Annotated in this window: 17 protein-coding genes and 2 pseudogenes; 11 read left to right on the top strand and 8 right to left on the bottom strand. The window is 48.5% G+C overall.

Annotation, left to right across the window (positions count from 1 at the left end; translation table 11 throughout):
- Positions 1–17 precede the first annotated feature (17 nt).
- From I6E49_RS00955 to I6E49_RS00940, 4 genes and pseudogenes are all read left to right on the top strand, one after another.
- Positions 18–311, top strand: a pseudogene (locus I6E49_RS00955) (IS4 family transposase); the annotation flags it as partial.
- A 36-nt stretch (positions 312–347) separates the two neighbouring features.
- Positions 348–788, top strand: a pseudogene (locus I6E49_RS00950) (WbuC family cupin fold metalloprotein).
- A gap of 96 nt (positions 789–884) precedes the next feature.
- A complete protein-coding gene (locus tag I6E49_RS00945; protein ID WP_235399974.1) occupies positions 885–1,310 on the top strand; it encodes a Fur family transcriptional regulator in 426 nt (141 codons plus the stop codon).
- Between the two features lie 26 nt (positions 1,311–1,336).
- Positions 1,337–1,897 carry an NADH peroxidase gene (locus tag I6E49_RS00940; protein ID WP_235399973.1) on the top strand — a complete coding sequence of 187 codons (561 nt, stop codon included), beginning with the start codon at positions 1,337–1,339 and terminating at the stop codon, positions 1,895–1,897.
- Positions 1,898–2,060: 163 nt separating this feature from the next.
- On the opposite strand, the gene rplI is transcribed toward I6E49_RS00940, so the two are convergent.
- The 4 genes from rplI to greA all read right to left on the bottom strand — a co-directional run bounded on the left by rplI (position 2,061) and on the right by greA (position 3,795).
- Positions 2,061–2,573 (bottom strand): 50S ribosomal protein L9, encoded by a 513-nt coding sequence (gene rplI, locus I6E49_RS00935; RefSeq protein WP_235399972.1) that lies wholly within the window; start codon positions 2,571–2,573, stop codon positions 2,061–2,063.
- 19 nt (positions 2,574–2,592) lie between these two features.
- Positions 2,593–2,862, bottom strand: a complete 270-nt coding sequence (rpsR, locus tag I6E49_RS00930) for a 30S ribosomal protein S18 (RefSeq protein ID WP_235399971.1) — start codon at positions 2,860–2,862, stop codon at positions 2,593–2,595.
- Positions 2,863–2,865: 3 nt separating this feature from the next.
- Complete coding sequence (gene rpsF, locus I6E49_RS00925; RefSeq protein ID WP_106812245.1) at positions 2,866–3,207, bottom strand: 30S ribosomal protein S6; 342 nt, start codon at positions 3,205–3,207, stop codon at positions 2,866–2,868.
- Between the two features lie 123 nt (positions 3,208–3,330).
- A complete protein-coding gene (greA, locus tag I6E49_RS00920) occupies positions 3,331–3,795 on the bottom strand; it encodes a transcription elongation factor GreA (protein WP_235399970.1) in 465 nt (154 codons plus the stop codon).
- A 228-nt stretch (positions 3,796–4,023) separates the two neighbouring features.
- On the opposite strand from greA, the gene pflB reads away from it, so the two are divergent.
- Positions 4,024–6,264: a formate C-acetyltransferase gene (gene pflB / locus I6E49_RS00915; RefSeq protein WP_235399969.1), complete on the top strand. Its 2,241-nt coding sequence runs from the start codon at positions 4,024–4,026 to the stop codon at positions 6,262–6,264.
- Between the two features lie 104 nt (positions 6,265–6,368).
- Here pflB and I6E49_RS00910 read toward each other — a convergent pair whose 3' ends face one another.
- From I6E49_RS00910 to radA, 3 genes are all read right to left on the bottom strand, one after another.
- A complete protein-coding gene (locus I6E49_RS00910) occupies positions 6,369–7,616 on the bottom strand; it encodes a phosphoglycerate kinase (RefSeq protein WP_235399968.1) in 1,248 nt (415 codons plus the stop codon).
- A 142-nt stretch (positions 7,617–7,758) separates the two neighbouring features.
- Positions 7,759–8,412: a 7-cyano-7-deazaguanine synthase QueC gene (gene queC / locus I6E49_RS00905; RefSeq protein WP_235399967.1), complete on the bottom strand. Its 654-nt coding sequence runs from the start codon at positions 8,410–8,412 to the stop codon at positions 7,759–7,761.
- A 39-nt stretch (positions 8,413–8,451) separates the two neighbouring features.
- Positions 8,452–9,855, bottom strand: coding sequence for a DNA repair protein RadA (radA, locus tag I6E49_RS00900; protein WP_235399966.1), 1,404 nt, complete (start codon positions 9,853–9,855; stop codon positions 8,452–8,454).
- Positions 9,856–9,955: 100 nt separating this feature from the next.
- Here radA and I6E49_RS00895 point away from each other — a divergent pair, with 100 nt between their 5' ends.
- Together I6E49_RS00895 and I6E49_RS00890 are read left to right on the top strand one after the other, a co-directional pair.
- Positions 9,956–10,864 carry an ABC transporter substrate-binding protein gene (locus I6E49_RS00895; RefSeq protein WP_235399965.1) on the top strand — a complete coding sequence of 303 codons (909 nt, stop codon included), beginning with the start codon at positions 9,956–9,958 and terminating at the stop codon, positions 10,862–10,864.
- Between the two features lie 6 nt (positions 10,865–10,870).
- Positions 10,871–13,039: a tetratricopeptide repeat protein gene (locus I6E49_RS00890; protein ID WP_235399964.1), complete on the top strand. Its 2,169-nt coding sequence runs from the start codon at positions 10,871–10,873 to the stop codon at positions 13,037–13,039.
- Between the two features lie 115 nt (positions 13,040–13,154).
- On the opposite strand, the gene I6E49_RS00885 is transcribed toward I6E49_RS00890, so the two are convergent.
- Positions 13,155–14,027, bottom strand: a complete 873-nt coding sequence (locus I6E49_RS00885) for a sigma-70 family RNA polymerase sigma factor (protein WP_235393934.1) — start codon at positions 14,025–14,027, stop codon at positions 13,155–13,157.
- A gap of 217 nt (positions 14,028–14,244) precedes the next feature.
- Between I6E49_RS00885 and I6E49_RS00880 the strand changes: the two genes are divergently transcribed.
- Genes I6E49_RS00880 through I6E49_RS00865 form a run of 4 tightly spaced genes read left to right on the top strand, consistent with a single transcriptional unit; the run spans position 14,245 to position 18,228 of the window.
- A complete protein-coding gene (locus I6E49_RS00880) occupies positions 14,245–14,970 on the top strand; it encodes a 16S rRNA (uracil(1498)-N(3))-methyltransferase (protein WP_235399963.1) in 726 nt (241 codons plus the stop codon).
- A gap of 60 nt (positions 14,971–15,030) precedes the next feature.
- Positions 15,031–16,380, top strand: coding sequence for a DUF4836 family protein (locus I6E49_RS00875; protein ID WP_235399962.1), 1,350 nt, complete (start codon positions 15,031–15,033; stop codon positions 16,378–16,380).
- 7 nt (positions 16,381–16,387) lie between these two features.
- Entirely contained in the window at positions 16,388–17,032 is a 645-nt protein-coding gene (locus I6E49_RS00870) for an ATP-binding cassette domain-containing protein (protein WP_235399961.1), read from the top strand.
- Positions 17,029–18,228 (top strand): ABC transporter permease, encoded by a 1,200-nt coding sequence (locus tag I6E49_RS00865; RefSeq protein WP_235399960.1) that lies wholly within the window; start codon positions 17,029–17,031, stop codon positions 18,226–18,228. The genes I6E49_RS00870 and I6E49_RS00865 overlap by 4 nt, the downstream gene beginning before the upstream one ends.
- Positions 18,229–18,438 lie beyond the last annotated feature (210 nt).

Genomic DNA, 18,438 nt, shown 5'->3' with positions numbered 1-18,438 from the left:
ATATTGACTTCTCATAACGGTATACTTCTCATAAGTTCTTCAAATGGCTAAAGCAGCACCTCAAGATCAAGAAGTTTTGGGGTACTACAGAGAATGCTGTGAGAATCCAAATCTCATCGGCAATCATAGCCTGTTGCCTTGTTGCTATCGTGCAACATGATTTGCAACTTAAGCGATCAACTTATGAGGTTCTTCAGATTCTAAGCATTTCTCTTATGGATAAGACACCACCCGTTGATCTCTTCGAAAGGTCTGATTTCAATAATGTCAAAGAATTCGGTTGTCCCCTCTTTCTGGGGTTATTTGATTAATATTTAACTGGTCCCGATTTTAACGGGACACTAATGATGGAAATAAATAAAGAATTGTTAGGTAAGTTCTTTGAGCAAGCCACAATGAATCCAAGATTGCGTCAAAGTTTCGATTTGCGCACGTCTTCAGCTGATAATAGTCAGCGTATGTTGATTGCTATGTTGCCTGGAACTGTTGTGCCTATCCATCGTCATGAAGACACGACAGAGACTGTTGTCTGCTTGTGTGGAAAATAGGACGAAGTGATATATGAGGAGGTTGTGACATATGGTAAGGCTTCGTCGGATGGGGTAGAGCGTGGTATGGATGCTCAGGACATAGTACGCAAGGTAGAGTATCGGGAGAAGAAACGTATTCATATCTGCCCGACTCAGGGTATTTATGGATGCCAAATACCGAAAGGAGCATGGCACACGATAGAGGTAATAGAGCCAAGTGTGATATTTGAGGCGAAAGATGGTGCGTATAAAGGTTAATGTTAGTCTATAACTAACTAAAACTTGTAAAAATTACAAATTTTCTTTGTTTGTTTAAGATATTGTTGTATCTTTGCAAGTGAAGATAATAATAATATGAATTCAAAAGAAGCAATAGCCCGTTTGTCAGAGTGTGGCGTCAAGCCCTCTGTACAGCGTATAGCGATAATGCATTATTTGCTAACGCACTATACTCATCCTACGGTTGACGATGTCTATCGTGGCTTGTGTGGCAAGATGCCTACTCTTAGTCGCACTACAGTATATAACACGCTCAGACTGCTGTCGGAGCATAATGCGGCTCAGATGATTACAATAGATGAGCATAGAGTGTGCTATGACGGTAATGTCAATGCACACGCTCACTTCTACTGTAAGCAATGTAGAAAGGTGTACGATATCTTTGATGAGGTTTCGCCATTGTTGTCGTGCAAGACGGTGGGGATACATTCGGTTGATGACGTGCAGCTGTATTACAAGGGTATTTGTTGCGAATGTATGAAGGAAAAGAAAGAGAACTGATTTATAAACTTTTAAACAATAATATTATGAAAAAGAAATTTATTTGCACAGTATGTGGTTATATTCATGAAGGTACAGAGGCTCCTGAGAAGTGCCCGGTTTGCAAGGCTCCGGCTAGCAAGTTCAAGGAAATGGAAGACCCAATGGACGGTCCGGCTTTTGCTACTGTTCACACTCTCGGTGCTGCACGTATGGAGGATGCAACTGCTGAGATGATTAAGGACCTTGAGACTCACTTCAATGGTGAGTGTGGTGAGGTTGGTATGTATCTGGCTATGAGCCGTCAGGCTGACCGTGAGGGTTATCCAGAAATTGCTGAGGCTTTCAAGCGTTACGCTTTTGAGGAGGCTGAGCACGCAAGCAAGTTTGCTGAACTGCTGGGCGATGTATTGAAGGATACAAAGAGCAATCTTGAGGCTCGTATTGCTGCTGAGCGTGGCGCATGCGAGGATAAGTTCCGTATTGCCAAGAATGCTAAGGCTGCTGGTATGGATGCTACACACGACACAGTTCATGAGATGGCAAAGGACGAGGCTCGTCATTGCGCTGGCTTCATGGGATTGTACAAGCGTTATTTCGAGAAATAATCAAGAAATAATAATACATAAAGAAGGAGGAGAGCATTGCTGCTTTCCTCCTTCTTTTTTGGTATGCTCGGCATGAGCATATAAGGTATATTACGAAAATAGGAGATAAACACTTATGATAAGCGTTTATCTCCTATGCAATTATTGGGTTTGCTGTGAAATATTACTCAGCTGTCTCCTCTGTCTGTGCAGCCTCTGCCTTAGGAGCCTCCTCAGCGGGAGCCTCTACAGCAGCGTTCTCTGCTACAACCTTAACGGGAATCTTAACCTCAACCTCCTTGTGGAAGTGGATTGTAGCCTCGAAGTCGCCAACGTGCTTGATGTCGCGCATTGTGATGATCTTGCGATCAACCTCGATGCCCTTGTTCTTCAGCTCCTCAGCAACGATAGCAGCGTTAACTGAACCGTAAGTAGCACCTGTAGCACTTACCTTAGCGGCGATAACGAGCTCTACGCCATTGAGCTGCTCAGCCTTCTTCTCAGCCTCAGCCTTGATAGCTGCGAGCTTGTGAGCCTGCTGCTTCAAGTTCTCGGCGAGAACCTTCTTTGCTGATTCAGATGCGATTACACCCTTGCCCTGGGGGATGAGGTAGTTACGACCGTAACCACTCTTTACATTAACGATGTCGTTCTTGTAACCCAGTCCGATAATATCTTCTTTAAGTATGATTTCCATTGCTTGTCCTCCTTAATAATTATTTCATCAAATCGGTTACGTAAGGAAGCAAAGCAATCTGGCGAGCACGCTTAACAGCCTGTGCTACGCGACGCTGATACTTCAAAGATGTACCTGTGATACGACGGGGAAGAATCTTGCCCTGCTCGTTCAAGAACTTCTTGAGGAACTCAGGATCCTTATAGTCGATGTACTTGATACCGCTCTTCTTGAAACGGCAATACTTCTTCTTGCGTGTGTCCACTGAAGGTGGAGTCAAATAGCGAATTTCTGATTCTACTGCTGTCATAATTTAAGCCTCCTTGTTTGCGAATTTGTTACGTCTCTTCTCAGCATACTGTGCAGCATACTTGTCGAGCTTAACTGTCATGTGACGAATAACTTTCTCGTCGCGGCGATAGCCAGTTTCGAGAGTTTTAACGATTGTAGGCTCAGCCTTGAACTCGAGCAGGCAATAGAATCCTGTTGACTTCTTCTGAATAGCATAAGCCATCTTCTTGAGTCCCCAGGTCTCCTCGTTCACAATCTCTGCACCGTTGTCGGTGAGGAGCTTCTTGAACTTTGCGACCGCTTCCTTCATCTGTTCATCAGACAAAACGGGAGTCAAAATGAAAACGGTTTCGTATCGATTCATTGTTGTTAAAAATTAAAATATAATTACTATTTGCAAAATTGCGGGTGCAAAGGTACTGATTTTTAGTTAGATGACAAACATTGCCTGTGGGTTTGAGAAATGTTTAACATCTTTTATGTGTATTTACAGCTCAATACTGTCAATTCTCAGTCGTAATATGCCTGCCGGTACGCGTACCTCTACTATATCTTCAGGTTTTTTGTTGAGCAATGCCTGGGCGATAGGTGATTTTATGGAAATCTTGCCTTCTGACAAGTTGGCCTCTGATGCGCTCACGATGGTATACGACATGCTGCGGTTGTTGTTGAGGTTGGTTATCTTTACCTTACTTAATATACCTACTACGTCGGCATTAAGGCGTGTCTTGTCGATGACGCGAGCATTCTCAAGTACTTTCTGCTTGTAGCTGATGCGTCCCAGCAGACGGCTTTGCTCACGCTTGGCTGCATGATATTCGAAGTTCTCGCTCAAGTCGCCCTTGTCGCGGGCCTCGGCTATGGCATCGCGCACTTGTGGCAGTTCTACCTGTTCCATATGGCGAAGTTCGGCTACGAGTTTGTCGTAGCACTCTTGTGACATATATTCCATTTGTTCTATATTTCGGAGTTTCTATTCTATTGGACGGCAAAGTTACAAAAAGTTTTGAAAATGGGGTAAATTTGGCGTATAATTTTGTGGTTGTGGCTAAATGGCTCTGATTTAGTACTAATAAATTATGATTTTGTCACCTTATTAGGTTTGATTCTTGTGGGTATAAGGAAAAAATCTTAATTTTGCAAGTGGATATTATTCATTACACAATTTAAACTACAAATTATGATTTTTCAAAATTTGCAAAACAATTTCAAAGGTTCCAATTGGAAGCGCGAAATTGATGTACGTGACTTTATTCAATCTAATTATGAGGCATATGACGGTGACGAGTCTTTCCTCGCTGGTCCGACTGAGCGTACCACTCATCTGTGGGACGTCTTGTCAAAGATGTTTGAGGTAGAGCGTGAGAAGGGCGTTTATGATGCCGAGACCACTCTTCCGCAGAGCATTGATACTTACGGTGCCGGTTACATCGACCGTGAGAGTGAGGTTGTTGTAGGTTTGCAGACTGATGTGCCATTGAAGCGCGGTATCTTCCCTAAGGGCGGTATCCGTATGGTAGAGAAGGCTCTTAAGTCGTATGGCTATGATCTTGACCCTGCTACAAAGACTATCTTCACAAAATATCGCAAGACTCACAACGAAGGCGTATTCTCTGCATACAACGATGATATCAAGGCTGCACGTCATGCTCACATCATTACAGGTCTGCCTGACGCTTACGGTCGTGGACGTATCATCGGCGACTATCGTCGTATAGCTCTCTACGGTACTGCTAATCTTATTGAGGAGAAGAAGCGTTACTTCAAGCGTATCGACATTCAGGAGTTTACCGAGGAGATAGTACGTCATCGCGAGGAGGTTTCGGAGCAGATCCAGGCTCTCAAGCAGTTTGAGCGTATGTGTGCTGCTTACGGATTTGACGTGACTCGTCCGGCTCAGAACGCACGTGAGGCTGTTCAGTGGACTTACTTCGGTTATCTTGGTGCTGTAAAGGACCAGGACGGTGCTGCCATGTCTTTGGGACGTGTTTGCGCTTTCCTCGACATCTATATCCAGCGCGACTTGAAGAATGGCGTTATCACAGAGGAAGAGGCACAGGAGCTTATCGACCAGATGATTATGAAGCTTCGTATCGTTCGTTTCCTCCGTACTCCTGAATACAACGACCTCTTCTCAGGCGACCCGATTTGGGCTACTGCTTCTATTGGTGGTATGGGTATTGACGGACGTTCGATGGTGACAAAGACAGACTATCGTTTCCTCCACACCTTATATAATATGGGACCGTCGCCCGAGCCAAACCTTACTGTACTCTGGAGCGAGCGTCTGCCTGAGTCATGGAAGAAGTATTGTGCTAAGGTGAGCATCGATACAAGCGCCATTCAGTATGAAAACGACGACCTGATGCGTGCCGACCTTGGCGATGACTACGGTATTGCTTGCTGTGTGTCACCTATGAAGATAGGTAAGCAGATGCAGTTCTTTGGCGCTCGTGCCAACCTTGCCAAGTGTATGCTCTATGCTATCAATGGTGGACGTGACGAGATGTCGGGCGAGCAGATTGCTCCTCGCTTTGCTCCTATCACAGGCGACTATCTGACTTATGAGGAGTTCATGCCTAAGTTTGAGCAGATGATGAGATGGCTTGCCAAGACTTATGTCAATGCGCTGAAGATTATCCACTACATGCACGACAAGTATGACTATGAGGCATTCGAGATGGCTTTGCACGATGGTGACGTAGAGCGCACACGTGCTACTGGTATTGCCGGATTGTCGATTGTAGCCGACTCAATTGCTGCTATGAAGAACTGCCGCATCCGCATCGTTCGCGACGAGACTGGTCTGGCTGTTGACTATAAGATAGAGGAGGGCGAGTATGTTCCGTTCGGTAACAACTTCGAAGAGACCGACAATATTGCTGTCTCATTGACAGAGAAGTTTATGGAGTATCTGCGTCAGCATCGTACTTATCGTGATGCTGTGCCGACACAGAGCTTGCTCACCATTACATCGAACGTTGTTTATGGCCGTAACACAGGTGCTACACCTGACGGTCGTGAGAAGGGCGTACCATTCGCTCCGGGTGCCAACCCGATGAACGCTCGTGACGTTAAGGGTGCTGTGGCTGCTTTGGCTTCGGTAGCTAAGCTTCCGTTCCAGCATTCACGCGACGGTATCTCATACACATTTGCTATTGCTCCTTCGGCATTGGGCAAGACTGAGGATATGCGCGCTCAGAACCTCGTTTCGTTGCTCGACGGATACTTTACTCCGACTGGTGGACAGCACATTAATGTGAACGTGTTCGACCGCAATCTCCTGCTCGACGCAATGGATCATCCTGAGAAGTATCCGCAGCTTACAATCCGTGTCAGCGGATATGCTGTAAACTTCGTTAAGCTTACACGTGAGCAGCAGCTTGATGTGCTTTCGCGCACAATCAACCAGGGTATGTAATCGTATAAGAATCAACTGCAAATAAAAAGGGCACAGTAGGAAAAATCCTGCTGTGCCCTTAATTTTTTATTAAGGTGTGCCAACGCTGGCACACCTTATATATATTAAGCCTCGATAGCTGCTACACCCGGAAGTACCTTGCCCTCGATAGCCTCGAGCAGAGCACCACCACCAGTAGAGATGTAAGAAACCTGGTCAGCCAAACCGAACTTGTTGATGCAAGCTACAGAGTCGCCACCACCGATAAGTGAGAATGCGCCCTCCTTGGTTGCTTCAGCAATAGCGTCGGCAATAGCCTTAGAACCACCGGCGAAGTTGTCGAACTCGAATACGCCAGCAGGACCGTTCCAGAGGATAGTCTTAGCGCCCTTGATAGCTGCAGCAAAAGCCTTGCGTGTCTCAGGACCTGCGTCCATGCCTTCCCAACCCTCAGGAATAGCGTTTGACGGGCAAACCTGTGTATTGCAGTCGTTCTTGAAGTCGTCGCCACAGATAGAGTCTGTACCGAGTACGAGGTTTACGCCGTTCTCCTTAGCCTTCTTGATTACGTCGAGAGCTACGTCGAGCTTGTCGTCCTCGCAGATAGACATACCAATCTGTCCGCCGAGAGCCTTAGAGAATGTGTAAGTCATACCACCGCAGAGGATGAGGTTGTCAACCTTTGTGAGGAGGTTCTCGATGATACCGATCTTTGTAGATACCTTAGAACCACCCATGATGGCTGTGAACGGACGCTTGATGTTGCCGAGAACTGCGTCAACAGCATTAACCTCTTTCTCCATGAGGTAGCCGAGCATCTTGTGATCCTTGTCGAAGTATTCGTCGATAACAGCTGTAGAAGCGTGCTTGCGGTGAGCTGTACCGAAGGCGTCCATTACGTAGCAGTCAGCGTAAGAAGCAAGCTTCTTAGCGAACTCCTGCTGACGACCCTTCATCTCTTTCTTGGCAGCATCGAACTCAGGAGTACCCTTCTCTACGCCTACAGGCTTGCCTTCCTCCTCAGGATAGAAGCGGAGGTTCTCAAGAAGCAGAGCCTCACCCGGCTTCAAGGCAGCAGCCTCCTCAGAAGCGTTGCCACAGTCCTTAGCGAACTTAACCTCGACACCAAGAGCAGCAGAAACGTTAGGAACAATCTGGCTCAAAGAGAGCTTCATGTTTACCTTGCCCTTCGGCTTGCCCATATGGCTCATCATGATGAGGGCACCGCCGTCAGCAAGTACCTTCTTCAATGTAGGAAGGGCACCGCGGATACGGGTATCGTCAGTTACATTTCCGTTCTCGTCCAATGGTACGTTGAAGTCAACGCGTACGATTGCCTTTTTACCGGCAAAGTTGAAATCTTCGATTTTCATTTCTGTTATGTGTTTATTTAAAAGTTAGAAATAATCTGTCCTTCTTATTGCTTCATATTTGTATAATGCGCAATACTTGAGCGCAAATTTACTAAATTTTTGAATATAAAGCGAAGAAAAAGGCGACAATTTTGTATGTGGCTTATTCTTCGTATTCGGTATTGTCGTCTATGCCGGCATCTCTTAGGGCTTCCTTGCGTTCAACACATGTGCCGCACTTGCCACAATGCTTCTCGCCACCTTTGTAGCAGCTCCATGTTTCGGTATAGTCCAACCCCAATTCCTTGCCACGTCTGGCTATGTCGCTTTTGGTGATTTTGGTGTAAGGAGCCACTACGCGCACATTATTGAATGTGCCGGCATTGGCTGCAGAGTCGATGGCGTTGATGAACTCCGGACGGCAGTCGGGGTAGATGGTATGGTCGCCTCCGTGATTGGCTATGAACACCTGGTCTAGACCATTGCTCTCGGCTATGCCTATGGCTATAGAAAGCATTATACCATTGCGGAAGGGTACGACAGTCGACTTCATGTTGTCGTCGGCATAGTGTCCTTCGGGTATGGCATCGGCTCCGTCAAGCAGACTCGACTTGAAATACTGGTGCATAAAGTCGAGGTTGATAGTTATGTGCTTGATTCCGAGTCGTTCGCAATGCATCTTTGCGTAAGGTATTTCGCGTGCATTATGATTGCTGCCGTAGTCGAACGATATTCCGAGTGCTATTTCGTCTTTGTGGTCGTAGAGCAGGGTGATGCTGTCCATACCTCCGCTTACTATTATTACTGAGTTTTTCATTTTTTTAATTGTTATTTTATCGTTTGTAATATGTCATGTTTATCCGAACAGTTCGCGCAGGGCTTCCTCCACCTTGCGTACTGCATGTATCTTGATGTGATATTTGCTTGTGTCGAGTCCCGAAATGTTGTGCTTGGGTAGTATGATGTCGGTAAATCCAAGCTTTTCTGCCTCGCTAATGCGTTGTTCGATGCGGTTGATGGGGCGAACCTCACCACTTAGACCCACTTCGCCTGCCATACACCAGCCGGGTTCGATAGCAGTATCAACATTGCTCGACAATACGGCGGCTATTACGCTTAAGTCCATAGCAAGGTCGGTTACGCGCAGACCTCCGGCTATGTTTACGAATACGTCTTTCTGGGTGAGCTTGAATCCGACACGTTTCTCAAGAACGGCGAGAAGCATATTGAGTCGGCGAGCGTCAAATCCTGTTGCCGAGCGTTGCGGAGTGCCGTATGCAGCCGACGATACGAGAGCCTGGGTCTCTACGAGGAAAGGACGCACGCCCTCAATGGTTGAACTGATGGCTACGCCCGACAGACCTTCATGGTCTTGTGATAGTAGCAGTTCGGAAGGATTGCTCACCTGGCGCAATCCACTCTGTCGCATCTCGTATATGCCAAGTTCGGATGTGCTGCCAAATCGGTTCTTTATAGAGCGCAGAATGCGGTACATATAATGCTGGTCGCCTTCAAACTGTATTACCGTATCGACAATATGCTCCAGAATCTTCGGTCCGGCGAGCGTGCCTTCCTTATTGATATGGCCAATCAGAACAACAGGAGTGCCCGTAGTCTTGGCAAAGCGCAATAGCGACGCAGCACACTCGCGTACCTGAGTAATGCTGCCCGGACTGCTGTCAACGTCCTCAGTAGCAATTGTCTGAATAGAGTCGATGACTACAATCTGCGGCTTGATTTCTTCGGCATACTCGAATATTCTTTGTAGCGAAGTCTCACACAGAATATTGATGTTGTTGGCATCGGACGACACAGACGTATTGCCAGCCAAGAGTCGTTCGGCTCGCATCTTGAGCTGATGGGCGCTCTCCTCGCCGCTGACATATAATATTGTCTTGTCGGGAATATTGAGTACGGTTTGCAATGTGAGCGTACTCTTGCCTATGCCAGGCTCGCCTCCAAGCAGAACTATGCTGCCGGCAACAAGTCCGCCTCCGAGAACTCTGTTCAGCTCGTTGTCGTGCATGTCGATGCGTGGGTCGTCGTGCGAGGGAATGTCGCTTAATTTTACAGGTCGGCTTTTGCCAGTAGCCGAATGGCTGTGGCTGAACAGGCTGCCCGAAGTGTTGTCTTGCGATGACGTGCCGATGTGCATCTCCTTGAAAGTGTTCCATTGACCGCAACTTGGACATTTTCCTATCCACTTTGTCGACTCCTGTCCGCAGTTGCTGCAGACATATACTGTTTTTGTTTTTGCCATGTGCTGATGTCTGTTTTTTTTGACTTTTTGTCGCAATACTACAAAAGTACTAATATTTTTCGTCGTTACAAAAATTTATTATTACTTTTGCTTTATGAATATGAAAAGCTTTTTTATTTGCATTATATTTGCGGCATTGGCCATATCGTGTGGAAAATCTTACGATGAGCAGAAACGCTTGTCGCGTGCTGAACGTGCACGGCTGCATAGACAAGATTCGCTTGCTTTGAAAATTGCTGTCGTGCCAACGCTCGACTGTTTACCCATATATGTGGCTAAGGAACGTGTGCTGTACGACACGGCAAGGCTCGACTTGCGCTTGCGCTATTTTACGGCACAAATGGATTGTGATACGGCTATTGCCGGGCGTAGCGTCGAGGGAATGGTAAGCGACCTTGTGCGTACCGAACGGTTGAAGCGCGAAGGAACTCCGTTGCAGTATGTTTCGGCAACCAATATAAATTGGTATCTGTTCACCAATCGCAAGGCGAGAATAAAGAAGCTCGACCAGCTTGGCGATAAGATGGTGGCTATGACAAGATATTCGGCTACCGACTTTCTTACCGATGCTGCACTCGAAGGCGTGAAGACCTCGTCGGTGGTGTTCCGAATTCAGGTGAATGACGTGTTTGTGCGTCAGGCTATGTTGCTCAACAACGAGATGGATGCGATGTGGCTTGCCGAGCCTCAGGCTACTGTGGCACGTCTGAACGGTCACGCATCAATATACGATAGCCAGAAGAAGGGTTTGAAGCTGGGCGTGATGGCTTTCCGCGATGATGCCATGAAGGACAAGCGTCGCAAGGCGCAAATCGAACTCTTCAAGAAGGCGTATAATGCTGCTTGCGATTCGTTGAATAAATATGGAATTCCGCATTATTACGAATTGCTGAACAAGTATTATAAGCTTGACGAGCGTTATGTGAAGGCTTTGCCCAAGACACGATTTGAACATATCAACAAGCCACGCCTGAAGGACATAGACGCTGTGGCTACCGACAAACGATGATTTTTTATGGCTTCAACTATCAACGACACGATTCTTGCAGAGCGTAATGTGCCTCGCGCCTTGCGTATGCTGCGCCAGCGTATGGACGAACTGGCTATTGTCGAAGGCGAGGAAGAACTCGAACGCCTGGAGTCGGAATATGGTCTTATGGCCAACTGCTTCTTGAGCGACATGTGCGACCCTAAGGCTGCCCGTATCTACGACCGTATGCTGAAGCGTACTTATAGACTGTACAATACCGTGCGTCTTGCTTCGGTGATGCGCAAGCGTCGTACTTTGGTGCAAGCCCAGAACATAGCCACCAGCCGTCGTATTCGGCAGGAGGCTGTACTCGGAGAGTTGGAATCGTTTGTGCAGGATGTGGCTATGTGTTCGTTGCAGAGTGGAGAGACGCGCGAAACCTCTCTTGCCAAGCTTTATGCCAATCATCAACGCTATATGGAAGGCTTGTTCAATAGTCTGCTTGTTATGGGACAATGGACAGAAGAGTCGGCTGAAGCCTACAAATCCTTGCTCCTTTCGCCCGTAATCGACCATACGGACGCCCAGCTTATAGTGAGCGCCTTGACCATGGCTTTGCTTGTAGTGTTTGATGTGAACAAGTGGCTGACGCTTGTTGCTGTATATGAGCAAAGCGATGATGTGGCGTTGCGCCAGCGTGCCATAGTGGGTATTGTGCTTGCAATGCCCGACGAAGGAGTAGTCTGCTTGTTTCCCAACGTTGGAGAGGCTTTGCATCGTCTGAGTTCGTCTGACCAGGTGCGTCGTGAACTGATGGAGGTTCAGATACAGATGTTGTATTGTGAGCGTACCGAGGCCGACAGCCGCGAGATACAGACCGACATTATCCCGACATTTGTCAAGAACAGCCGATTGAAGAATTGGCGTATGGAGTCGGACGGTTGTGAAGACTCGTCGATTGACGAAATATTAGGCAACGACGATGCCGACAGCAATATGGCTGAGATAGAAGAGAAGATGAGCAAGATGATGGAGATGCAACGTAAGGGTAGCGACATATATTTTGGGGGCTTCTCGCACATGAAGCGTTTTGCCTTTTTCAGCGAGATAAGCAACTGGTTTGCGCCTTTCTATGCCGATCATCCCGACGTGACCAATGCCTTAAAGGGCGAAAACGCTCCGGCTATAAAGCAAATGGTGGGGCGTGGTCCGTTTTGCGATTCCGACAAGTATTCGTTTGTGTTTGCTATAGCTTCCATATTCGACCGTCTGCCTGCCGACGCTCAGGAGATGCTGAAGGGAGGAAACGCTTCTTTGCCCGAGAATATGACTGCCGAAACAGATTCGCCTGCCTATATGCGTAGAATGTATCTGCAGGACTTGTATCGCTTCTTCAAGTTGTTTCCCAATCATAATGATTTCCGCAACCCGTTCGGTAAGACGGCAAAGGATGGAGTTGCCGACTGTCTTTTTATAGCGAATGCGTCGCTTGCCAAAAGTATGGCGCACGAGGCTGTTGAGATAGGGCGTCTGCTCTTCAGATGGCGTCAGTATGAGGCGGTAAAGGTACTTGCCGAGGCTGTCGTAAGGTCGGGAGCCGAAAGTGCCGATATTTCCCTGCTTCTTGGTAATGCCTACTTGAAGACGGGTTGCTATGATGCGTCGTATGAATTGTTTTCGCGCGTGGTTGCAAAAAACGAGAAGCGCGAGCAGGCTATGGCGGGATTGGCAGAAGCCGCATTCATGTTGCGCAGATACGACGACGTGACAGCCATCTGCAACCGATTGGAAGCCGTTGGATGTATTTCCAAGCGGTTGACGATATATATGAGTCTGGCGTTGATTGATAGTGGCAAAGTAAGCGAGGGAATGAACCGCCTGTATCGGCTTGATTACGAGAACGACTCCGACCGCAACGTAAAGCGTGCAATAGCATGGGGACACCTGATGAACCATAAGCCCGACGAGGCGGAGCGGATTTACGACGTCCTTGTGGCTGACGGTTCGGGCGTGGCTGACGACCTGCTCAATTGTGGCTACGCCAAATGGTTGCTCCATAAGAATGGCGAAGCCAGCCAGATGTTCGGACGATACGCCTCAGCCATGGGAGCCGACAATAAGGGCGAATGTCTTGCCACAGCCTTTGCCGAGGACAAGAATCTGCTCGACAAGTATGGGGTAGGCGACTTCGAGAAAGTGATAATGCAGGAATAAAAAAACAAGCACCATCGGAATTGAAAACATGGTTTTCTTTTCCAATGGTGCTTTTATCGTAAGTGACAGCCAGTTCGGAAGCTAACTGTCCGCCGCTTACTTGAACAATTAAAATTTAGCCTAAATATTTCATGAGAATCTTTGCGTTGCCGCTATCGCGCAGCTTGGCAATACTCTTCTCGCGTATCTGGCGTACACGCTCGCGTGTGAGACCGAGCTGGTCGCCAATCTCTTCAAGACCCTTCTCGTGGCATCCTATGCCGAAGCACTCGCGAATGATGGTAATCTCGCGGTCCTTGAGCACCTTGTTGAGTACAGAATTGAGCTCAAGAGCCATTGACTCATGGTCGACCTGGCGGTCGGTACGGCTGTCGTCGCCACTTGGCATTACGTCGAGCATACAGTTGTCCTCGCCATCCTGGAAAGGAGCGTCGATACTGAGGTGGTGTCCGTCTGCCATGAGGCTCTGGCCAATCTTCTCCTCGTCAATCTTGGTAGCGTCCGAAAGCTCCGAAACCGAAGGATGACGCTGGTTCTCCTGCTCAAACTTGTTTATCTCGTGATTGATCTTGTTGAGCGAACCGACCTGATTGAGTGGCAGACGTACGATACGGCTCTGCTCTGCGATGGCCTGCAATATGCTCTGGCGAATCCACCATACAGCATACGAGATGAATTTGAATCCGCGCGTCTCATCAAACTTCTGTGCAGCTTTAATGAGGCCGATATTACCTTCGTCAATGAGGTCGGTCAATGTCAAACCCTGATGCTGGTACTGTTTTGCTACGGATACTACAAATCGCAAGTTGGCTGTGACAAGTTTGTCTTTAGCACGCTCACCTTCCGCACCACCTTTCTTGATCTTCTGTGCCAGTTCAATTTCCTCATCGATGGAAATAAGAGGGGCGCGTCCAATCTCAACGAGGTATTTATCAAGTGCTTCACTCGAACGGTTTGTAATACTTTTTTGAATCTTAAGTTGTCTCATCTTGTATACCTTAAACTTTCTACGGCTTTTATAAAAGTTGCGCGTTTTGGACAAATGTGCCCAAAAACCTTGCAAAGGTACTCTTTTTTTCTGACTTAAACAAGTTTTTTATTCAATATTATTGTATTTATGAAAAAGATAGTAACTTTGCACGGTTTTGCTGTGCCAGATTGACGGCATGGCCATTATGAAAACTATGAAAATAAAGTATGAAACTATGAAAGAAGTAAGATATTTTTATGTACCCAATGCTGCTAATGCCGGCGAATTGCCCGAGGAGGAAGCCAAGCATGCCGTGCGTGTGCTTCGTCTGCAGAGTGGCGACCGTATGATACTTGCCGACGGCGAGGGCGGACTCTTTGACGCCGAGGTGAGTATGGCATCGGGCAAGCATTGTATGTACAACATCCTTGAGCAACTGCCATGCGAGCGCGAGTGGAACGGACGCATCACGCTTGCCGTAGCCCCGACCAAGATGATGGACCGCATAGAGTGGATGGCAGAAAAGGCTACGGAAATAGGATTTGACGAGCTTGACTTTCTCGACTGCAAGTTCTCCGAGCGAAAGACGTTGCGTACCGACCGTGTGGAGCGCATCGTCGTGTCGGCAATGAAGCAAAGCCATAAGGCTCACAAGCCGATGGTGGGCGAGATGGATCCGTTTGCCGATTTCGTGGCACGTCCACGTGATGGACGCAAGTTCATAGCCCATTGCTATGCCGAGATAGAGCGCGAGGATCTGTTTGCAACCCTTCAGACTCTCAATCCCGATGAACCCGTGACGATGCTTGTAGGTCCTGAAGGCGACTTCTCGATAGACGAGGTGCGACTTGCCATGACCCATGGCTATGAGCCTATAAGCCTCGGCAAGAGCCGTCTGCGTACGGAGACTGCCGGACTGAGTGCCGTTATGATGGCAAACCTCACAAAACGCAAGCTGTAAAAACGACGTCAGCTGGCGTAGAGGACGACAGCTGACGTAGAGATTATAATAACGATACTTATGAAAACAAGATTTATTGACCTGAAAGCCGTGTGGCTTATTATGGTATGTGCCCTTTGCCTGGCTTCATGTCGCAACAACGATTATGTGCGTTCTATACCCGCGTCTGCCACGGCAGTAATGAGGATTGACGGGGCGGTAGTAGCCCAATCGGACAAGGTGCTCTCTTTGCTGCCCTTTGGCGACAAAGCAGCCGAGGCGCTGGATTTGAGCCGTGACATTTATGCATTTGAGACGATAGACGGCAACCTGGGCATGTGTGCCAAGGTGAAGGATTCCGACCGGCTGCTTGAGATTATGAAGAAGGCTGCAACGTCGGAAGTGCGCAGGCAGGGTGACTACCGTCTTGCCGACATAAACAATTCGTGGGCTGTAGGATTCGACGACAACGCGTTGCTTGTGCTCGGTCCTGTGAGTGCCGCAGCCTTGCCCGACGCCCAGCGCAGCCTTGTGCGCATGCTCAAGCAGGACGAGGACGCGAGCATATTGGCCCGTCCCATGTATTCAAGACTTGACAGCATCGGCAGCCGTGTGGCGCTTGTGGCACAGGTGCAAGCCCTGCCCGAGAAGCTGGCTGCTCCGTTTATGCTGGGTGCCCCAAAGGGAGCCGACGCTTCGCAGGTGGCGGTAGCCGCAGGAGTGGATGTCAAGGATGGCATAATGCGTATTGACTGTGAGAACTTCTCGTTCCAGAAGTCGGTCGACCGTGAACTGCATAAGTCGCATAGCGTCTTGCGGCCTATCAAGGGCGATTTCAAGAATTGCATGTCGCAGAGCCAGCTCTTTGCACTCTTTGCCAATGTCAATGGCAAGGATTTCTTGCCCCTCCTTCAGTCCGACCGCTCCCTGCAGGCTGTACTCATGGGACTCAATACAGCCGTCGACTTCGACAATATCATGCGTAGCGTAGACGGCGACATAGCGTTCGCCTTCTCGGGCATGTCGCCCGACAATCCCGGTATGACGATGCTTGCCCGTGTGGACAATCCCGTGTGGACAGCCGATGTCGACTACTGGAAGCAGTCGTGCCAGCCGGGATGCAGCATCACGGGCTCCGACGGGCATTGGACATACAGGAGTGGCGATACGGGTTTCTCGTTCGGATTGCAGGGCGATGTGTTCTATGGCACATCGGGCGTGTCGCCAGCTCAGGTACAGCATCTGCTGAAGCCTGCCAATCCTATACCAGCCGACGTAAGCCGCATGATACAAGGCGAGCGTATGGCTATGGTGTTGAATGTAAAGGCCCTCGTAGGCAACGGCATGGCGGCAGGCAGTATGTCTGGCATGCTGAAGCCAATAATAAATAATGTGAAAGCCGTTGTTTGTGTAATGAAGTTCAAAAAATAAATAGTCGATGAAAAGAATTGTATTCAAGGATGTACTGCCCCATGTCTTCTCGGACAGAGCCGATATGGACTCAGACATCTGGAAGAGCGATGCCGTTTTTGAGAAGGGACATCTGTATCTTGTTGAGGCTGCAAGCGGTATGGGCAAGAGCACGTTCTGCAGCTATCTGCTGGGTTATCGTCACGACTATACCGGCAGCATCATGTTTGGCGACGACGATGTGCGAGGATATAAGACAGCCGACTGGGTGAGGGTGCGCATGCGTCACGTCAGTCTGCTGTTTCAGGAGTTGCGCCTCTTTCCCGAGCTTACGGCGTGGGAGAATGTGGAGATAAAGAACCGTCTCACGTCGTTTGCCGACAGCACGACCATCGACGCATGGTTTGAGCGCCTCGGCATAGCCGACAAGAAGCAGTCGCTTGTAGGCGAGATGTCGTTCGGTCAGCAGCAACGTGTGGCTCTGATGCGTGCCCTGGTGCAGCCCTACGACTTCATTGTTCTTGACGAACCCATAAGCCATCTTGACGATGACAACGCCCGGGTGATGGGACAGATCGTCATGGAGGAAGCCCGCAAGCAGGGAGCCGGAGTCGTGATGACAAGTATTGGAAAACACATAGATTTGGATTACGAGAAAATATATAGGCTATGAATCTTGTTTGGAAATTACTCAGACAGCACATCAGCATAGGGCAGTTTGTAGGTTTTTCGCTTGCCAATATGCTTGGAGCGCTCATCATCTTGTTCGGCTTCCAGTTCTATAATGATGTGTTGCCCGTGTTCACGGGAGACGACAGCTTCATGAAGAACAACTATATCATCATCAACAAGAACATCGGAACGGCGAGCACGTTGACCGGACGCACCAATACGTTCAGCAATTCGGACATCTCAGAAATCAAGTCGCAGAAGTTTGTAAGTGGGGTGGGGCAGTTTGTGTCTGCCAACTATAAGGTGGAGGCATCGATGGGCGTGCAGGGCGTGAACATCCTCAATTCCGAACTTTTTCTTGAGAGCGTGCCCGATCGTTTTGTCGACGTTCCGCTCGGCAAGTGGAAGTACACCCCGGGCGATGCTACCGTGCCTATCATATTGCCCCGTTCGTACATTACGATGTACAACTTCGGCTTTGCCCAGAGCCATTCGTTGCCCAAGATAAGCGAAGGACTCGTCGGAATGGTGGAGTTCACGCTCCTCGTTCACGGCAACGGCAAGGACGCACGCTTCAAGGGCAGGGTGATAGGATTCTCGTCAAGACTTAACTCCATCCTGGTGCCGCAGACTTTCATGGAGTGGAGCAACCGTGAATACTCCAACGATACTGACAACAGCGCCACGCGCCTCATTGTGGAGGTGGACAACCCTACCGATACCCGGGTGTCGGAGTTTATGGAGAGTCATGGCTACGATATGGCTGACAACAATATGGATGCCGAGAAGATAGTCTACTTCCTGAAGCTTCTGGTCAGCATAGTAGTGGTTGTAGGACTTGTCATTTCAGCCCTGAGCATCTATATCCTCATGCTCAGCATCTATCTGCTCGTGCAGAAGAACACCACCAAGCTCGAAAACCTGCTGCTCATAGGCTACAGTCCGCAGCGTGTGGCAATGCCCTACCAGGTGCTCACCATAGTTCTCAACTTCGTAGTCCTGGCTGTAGCCTTCGCCCTGCTCGTGGCTGCCCGTTCCTACTATATGGATGTTCTGATGACGTTGTTCCCGGAGGTAGACGAAGGCTCCATGTGGGGCACGCTGGCTGTAGGCATGGCTTTGCTTGTAGTGGTGTCAGCCACCAATGTGCTTGTCGTCAGGAACAAGGTGATGGGCATCTGGAGACAGAAAGACTAATGAGTGTTGTGTTTGCTTCACCACGAATTTCACGAATCCCACGAATGTTGGAGGTGTTTTAGTCACGAATTATCATGAATTGACCGTGAATTTAGGTGGGGATAATTCGTGTGATTCGTGCGATTCGTGTTGTTTATTTCACCACGAATTTCACGAATCCCACGAATGTTGGAGGTGTTTTAGTCACGAATTATCATGAATTGACCGTGA

The organism is Leyella stercorea (genome assembly GCF_021531655.1).
Note: the sequence above shows the minus strand (reverse complement) of the source record. Positions and strands in the feature narration are given on the sequence as shown.

Coding starts and splice junctions, on each gene's coding strand:
- I6E49_RS00945 (WP_235399974.1), top strand. CDS start 885: ATGAATTCAAAAGAAGCAATAGCCCGTTTGTCAGAGTGTGGCGTCAAG.
- I6E49_RS00940 (WP_235399973.1), top strand. CDS start 1,337: ATGAAAAAGAAATTTATTTGCACAGTATGTGGTTATATTCATGAAGGT.
- rplI (WP_235399972.1), bottom strand. CDS start 2,573: ATGGAAATCATACTTAAAGAAGATATTATCGGACTGGGTTACAAGAAC.
- rpsR (WP_235399971.1), bottom strand. CDS start 2,862: ATGACAGCAGTAGAATCAGAAATTCGCTATTTGACTCCACCTTCAGTG.
- rpsF (WP_106812245.1), bottom strand. CDS start 3,207: ATGAATCGATACGAAACCGTTTTCATTTTGACTCCCGTTTTGTCTGAT.
- greA (WP_235399970.1), bottom strand. CDS start 3,795: ATGGAATATATGTCACAAGAGTGCTACGACAAACTCGTAGCCGAACTT.
- pflB (WP_235399969.1), top strand. CDS start 4,024: ATGATTTTTCAAAATTTGCAAAACAATTTCAAAGGTTCCAATTGGAAG.
- I6E49_RS00910 (WP_235399968.1), bottom strand. CDS start 7,616: ATGAAAATCGAAGATTTCAACTTTGCCGGTAAAAAGGCAATCGTACGC.
- queC (WP_235399967.1), bottom strand. CDS start 8,412: ATGAAAAACTCAGTAATAATAGTAAGCGGAGGTATGGACAGCATCACC.
- radA (WP_235399966.1), bottom strand. CDS start 9,855: ATGGCAAAAACAAAAACAGTATATGTCTGCAGCAACTGCGGACAGGAG.
- I6E49_RS00895 (WP_235399965.1), top strand. CDS start 9,956: ATGAAAAGCTTTTTTATTTGCATTATATTTGCGGCATTGGCCATATCG.
- I6E49_RS00890 (WP_235399964.1), top strand. CDS start 10,871: ATGGCTTCAACTATCAACGACACGATTCTTGCAGAGCGTAATGTGCCT.
- I6E49_RS00885 (WP_235393934.1), bottom strand. CDS start 14,027: ATGAGACAACTTAAGATTCAAAAAAGTATTACAAACCGTTCGAGTGAA.
- I6E49_RS00880 (WP_235399963.1), top strand. CDS start 14,245: ATGAAAGAAGTAAGATATTTTTATGTACCCAATGCTGCTAATGCCGGC.
- I6E49_RS00875 (WP_235399962.1), top strand. CDS start 15,031: ATGAAAACAAGATTTATTGACCTGAAAGCCGTGTGGCTTATTATGGTA.
- I6E49_RS00870 (WP_235399961.1), top strand. CDS start 16,388: ATGAAAAGAATTGTATTCAAGGATGTACTGCCCCATGTCTTCTCGGAC.
- I6E49_RS00865 (WP_235399960.1), top strand. CDS start 17,029: ATGAATCTTGTTTGGAAATTACTCAGACAGCACATCAGCATAGGGCAG.